The sequence below is a fragment of the Microbulbifer rhizosphaerae genome, assembly GCF_014191725.1.
Classification (GTDB): domain Bacteria; phylum Pseudomonadota; class Gammaproteobacteria; order Pseudomonadales; family Cellvibrionaceae; genus Microbulbifer; species Microbulbifer rhizosphaerae.
The window spans coordinates 1-4,110 of record NZ_JACHWZ010000054.1 but is presented as its reverse complement, the minus strand read 5'-3'; the positions used below and the strand labels follow the sequence as shown (position 1 = coordinate 4,110).

The following is a 4,110-nucleotide window of genomic DNA, read 5'->3' as shown; positions in this document are numbered from 1 at the left end:
GCCTGCACGGCGGCTCCGAGGGGCCCGCCCTCATCTCTTGTGCAGCACGGCTGCACGGAGGATCTGAATCCTCCAGTGCGCCTTCGTGGCGCACAATCATCAGCATAGCGCGCAAACCGATGCCCGCGATGTTCGAGTTCCTTGTCCAGAAGATCGAGCACCACATTGGACATCAGCGGGGAGAGTGGTCCCCCTTGCGGTACACCGAGATGGTTTTCAAGTAGAACACCATCTTCGACGATACCCGCACGAAGGTAGAGACCAATTAGGCGTAATAACGCTTTATCCTTAATCTTCCTTCCGAGCTGTGTCATTAGAAAATCATGATTGACCCGATCGAAAAATTTGGATAAATCTACATCAACAGCGATCTTACGGTCCTCGGCGATAAACTCCTGAACCTTTCTAACAGCTTGATGCTGCGAGCGTTTTGGACGGAATCCGTAGCTAAATTCGGAGAACGTCGGTTCGAAGATCGGTGAGATCACTTGCACAATGGCTTGCTGGATCACGCGGTCGAACACTGTTGGGATTCCCAAGGCGCGTTGACCGCCGTCTTCCTTGTCGATGTAGACACGTTTTACTGGGCAGGGCTGATACTGCTCCATGCGAATCCCTTCCAGAATCGCGTCGCCGTGTTCATGGAAGTACGCGGGGAAGTCTTCAATGGTCAAGCCATCTATACCCGGGGCGCCTTTATTTGCACGCACCCGTTTCCATGCCTGTTCCAGGTTGGGCCGGGCCAGTACCTGCGCCAGGAGGTTTGCATCCAAAGACGATATGTTATCAGTACGCTGGTCATCAGCATCCCTGGACAGGGATTGTGTGGTTTCCAAGTTAGATAATCTCCTCTTTGTGGTTCGTGTAAGGTACTTCGCCGTGTCCGGCCCATTACAGATCGGCATTTGACTACTATTACCTCTGCTGACTTCTGACTGGTCACCGTTATGATTTCTCACAAAGGCGCTTCCCTACTTACGTTGGTGATTGCCGGGTTCGCTCGCGTCAGGTCGGCAATCCACCTGGGCGCCTGGGGGTTGGTCAACCAGTCCCCCGACTGGTGGTCTTGCAACGTAAGATCAGGACGCAAAGCCGTCAGATCTCCCCGAATAAGAGCATGGACTTTCACTGCACAACCGCATCATTTACCCTACCCGTTAGATCACGTGGCTTCGTCATCTGGTGCTGACTCGCCTCAAGGCCAGGCCTTATATGATGTTTCTGTCCGTCGGCTCGCAGTTTTGCTAGTGGCTTCCTCCGGACCGCCCCTCGCGGATTGGCCCTTGCCGTTCGCTAGTAGTTGTCGTTTAATTGCATCTTGGACACTAAATAAACGGTGATCTTCCTACAGGGGACTTTCACCCCATAAGTTCATGCCCATGTCAGGCGTACACCAACTGTTCCAGTATATTCCGGCACCTTCGGTGCCTCCGGACAGCCTTTACAGCGCTTCGCGCCTCCAAGGCTCCCGCTGAACAAGGGCGTTAGCCGCAATGAAAAAAAGCTATGGAAGAAATATACACACTTACGATAGAGCTTGAATCTGGAATGTACGCAGAGCATCCCTGGAAGAGGGTTATAGAAACCAGAGAGTCAATGGATCTATATGATTTACACTTGTACATACAAGAAATAATCAATTTCGATAACGATCACCTATTCGAATTTTTTGTTGGTCGAAATTGGGGTAACAGAAAGGTCGTATTTCGCGATGAAGATGAATTTGGATTTGAGGAAGTGAGAAGTTTGGATACAGCGCTGAACGAGTTGTACCCCCTTAATGGAATGAAACTCTTTTATCACTTTGATTTTGGTGATTCTTGGATGTTCACGATTAAAAAGGCACGAAAAAAGAAGAATCTTGTGAAGGAGGTTCAGTATCCAAGGGTGATTGAGTCGGAAGGCGAAAACCCTGAGCAATATCCGTGATACTAGCAGGTGGGCGGGGCGGCGCAGCTAAGCGCTCCAGGGGACGGCTTACACTGTGCACCTTTTGCGGGGTCGCTGCGCTCCCATTTTCGCGCAAAATGCGCACAGAGTAAGCCGCCCCTGAACGCGGCGCTCAGGCTGTAGAAAAACTCGAGAACTTCTTGAAGTGGCAAATTTATCTTGCGGAGAGTGCTCCGAAATGCTTTTCGCCACACAAAACAGGTCCAGAATTCACGTAGGAGCGCGACTTTCTGGGTAAAATATAACCAGAACGAAAGGCCGGAGTTTTCTACAGCCTCGTTAAGCGAAGGGAAGATACATGGAGTCGTACAAGTACAGCATCTTTGGCCGAGAAGTGTTGATAGAAAGAAGGGGCAAAGACTGGTCAACCTTCTATTTAGGCTCAGAAGGTAAGCGCAGAAATGCTGGTATTTTTATACCTCCAGAAATAGCCGATGATGAATTAACGCAATTCTTGGGTGATCTATGTCACGAGTGGGCTTCAGAAAAATTTCCTGATGTTATAAGACTTAGTGAAAAGCGAAATGGAAGTTCAGGATCGGAAATTGCTTAACAAGGTCAGGCAGTATGCTCCGGGCCCTTCGGCCCTCTGCGGGCGTTAGGCGCCACAACGAGGGACTCCATGTTTGTCACGGCTGACACTGAAGTTACTGTACAAGCTGACCCAAACGACCTTTGGGAGTATGCGGCTAATCCGGAAAACTGGACAGCCTCAAACCCGAAAGAACACTACGGCCTCATCTATTTCTGCCCAGAGAATCGCCCAGCCCAAGGTGTTGAGTTTCATCAGCGGGAGCGAGTAGCTGGTGTGTATGCCGACCTGCGCGGGCGAATTGTTTATATGGAGAAGCCAAACCTAACTGTCTGGGCTGGTACAGCAACCTACAAGTTGCTCTGGGGGTTGTTCCGGTTCCACTTGCCCGAAGGTGGTGTTTTCAAACTGGAGAGAACGGAATCTGGAACCAAAGCGTCACACAATGTCTACATTGATTTTCCAAACTCGCTTTGGGGCCGGATGCTCCGCTGGATCTTCCTAAACATTCTCAACGGTCAAAAAGCTGTGTATGACCATACGTATCGTGAACTTGTTTACTTCAAGGAGAAGCTTGAAAACAAGTAAGCAGCTAACCCGCAGCTCCACCGGACGCGCAAAAGCGGCGCGCCGATTAGCAGCACATTAGGCGTCGCTGAACCGTATGGACCCACAAGACGTCGGAAATAGCTACGACCAAATCGCCAGCCACTGGGATAGCGACCAATTCCCGCGGGAAAACGGCATCGCCCAACATGAGAGGGCAATCGCTTTCACTGACCTTCGAGGGCCAGCCCTCGACATTGGCTGCGGCAGCAGCGGCCGCGTGATCGACCTTCTACTTGAGCACGGCTTTTCCCCCGAAGGCTTAGACATTTCGGGCAGGATGCTGGAACTAGCGCGACACAGGCATCCGGAACTAACCTTCCACCACGCAGACATATGCCAGTGGCAATTTCCCTACTCTTACGATTTCATCTCCGCCTGGGACAGTATCTGGCATGTGCCATTGCGGGCTCAAGAACACGTCCTGCTAAAGATCCTCACAGGACTCAGTCCCGGCGGTGTTGCTACCTTCACCGTCGGCGGCACCGAAAATCCCTCGGAGACGACAAATTCTCATATGGGTCCACCGATGTACCATAGCACTATAGGGATTCCACGAACCTTGGAGCTTGTCACAGAGGCTGGCTCGGTGTGCAGACATTTGGAGTACGATCAGCATCCAGAGTTACACGTCTACATCATTTGTCAGCGTAAAGGCCGGGAGAATAGATGATGCGACGCCTTGTAAGCCAAATGCAGCGTTCTATGGTGAACCATGCTTAAGGAGCTACTATCAAGAATCAAAAAAGCGAGCTTGATCGTTAGCCGTCATCAGGAGAGTTGGGGTAAATGAAGAAGGTCAATCTGAAGAAGCAGCTCTACCAAGCGTCCACTAAGGGCGCTTTGGAGGTTGAAGTATCAGAGCCATTCTCATCCGATTGGCTTTCAATTCTTGAGTCTGCACGGGGTCTCTACGTGGTCAGATCTGAATGGCGCTGACTTAAGCGTAACTAATTGAAAGATAAGAGGAATTTTAGAGATTCATAAAAGAAGGCTGGTTCCGTGATAGGCTAATTGCGCCT

General features: G+C 50.7%; 5 protein-coding genes. 4 read left to right on the top strand and 1 reads right to left on the bottom strand.

All coding sequences use genetic code 11. From position 1 onward, the window contains the following. A partial coding sequence (locus tag FHS09_RS22340; protein WP_246395259.1) for a reverse transcriptase domain-containing protein occupies window positions 1-836 on the bottom strand: 836 nt, incomplete at its 3' end. Window positions 837-1,506: 670 nt separating this feature from the next. On the opposite strand from FHS09_RS22340, the gene FHS09_RS22335 reads away from it, so the two are divergent. From FHS09_RS22335 to FHS09_RS22320, 4 genes are all read left to right on the top strand, one after another. Further along, window positions 1,507-1,929 (top strand): IS1096 element passenger TnpR family protein, encoded by a 423-nt coding sequence (locus FHS09_RS22335; RefSeq protein WP_183464093.1) that lies wholly within the window; start codon window positions 1,507-1,509, stop codon window positions 1,927-1,929. Between the two features lie 319 nt (window positions 1,930-2,248). After that, the gene (locus FHS09_RS22330; RefSeq protein WP_183464091.1) at window positions 2,249-2,503 is read left to right on the top strand and encodes a DUF7661 family protein; all 255 of its coding nucleotides are present in this window, start codon (window positions 2,249-2,251) and stop codon (window positions 2,501-2,503) included. Window positions 2,504-2,572: 69 nt separating this feature from the next. After that, window positions 2,573-3,070, top strand: coding sequence for a hypothetical protein (locus tag FHS09_RS22325; RefSeq protein ID WP_183464089.1), 498 nt, complete (start codon window positions 2,573-2,575; stop codon window positions 3,068-3,070). A 76-nt stretch (window positions 3,071-3,146) separates the two neighbouring features. Next, window positions 3,147-3,761 carry a class I SAM-dependent methyltransferase gene (locus FHS09_RS22320; protein WP_183464087.1) on the top strand — a complete coding sequence of 205 codons (615 nt, stop codon included), beginning with the start codon at window positions 3,147-3,149 and terminating at the stop codon, window positions 3,759-3,761. Window positions 3,762-4,110 lie beyond the last annotated feature (349 nt).

What these genes read in the sequence shown, in the direction of transcription:
- FHS09_RS22335 (WP_183464093.1), top strand. Translation starts at nt 1,507, where the DNA reads ATGGAAGAAATATACACACTTACGATAGAGCTTGAATCTGGAATGTAC.
- FHS09_RS22330 (WP_183464091.1), top strand. Translation starts at nt 2,249, where the DNA reads ATGGAGTCGTACAAGTACAGCATCTTTGGCCGAGAAGTGTTGATAGAA.
- FHS09_RS22325 (WP_183464089.1), top strand. Translation starts at nt 2,573, where the DNA reads ATGTTTGTCACGGCTGACACTGAAGTTACTGTACAAGCTGACCCAAAC.
- FHS09_RS22320 (WP_183464087.1), top strand. Translation starts at nt 3,147, where the DNA reads ATGGACCCACAAGACGTCGGAAATAGCTACGACCAAATCGCCAGCCAC.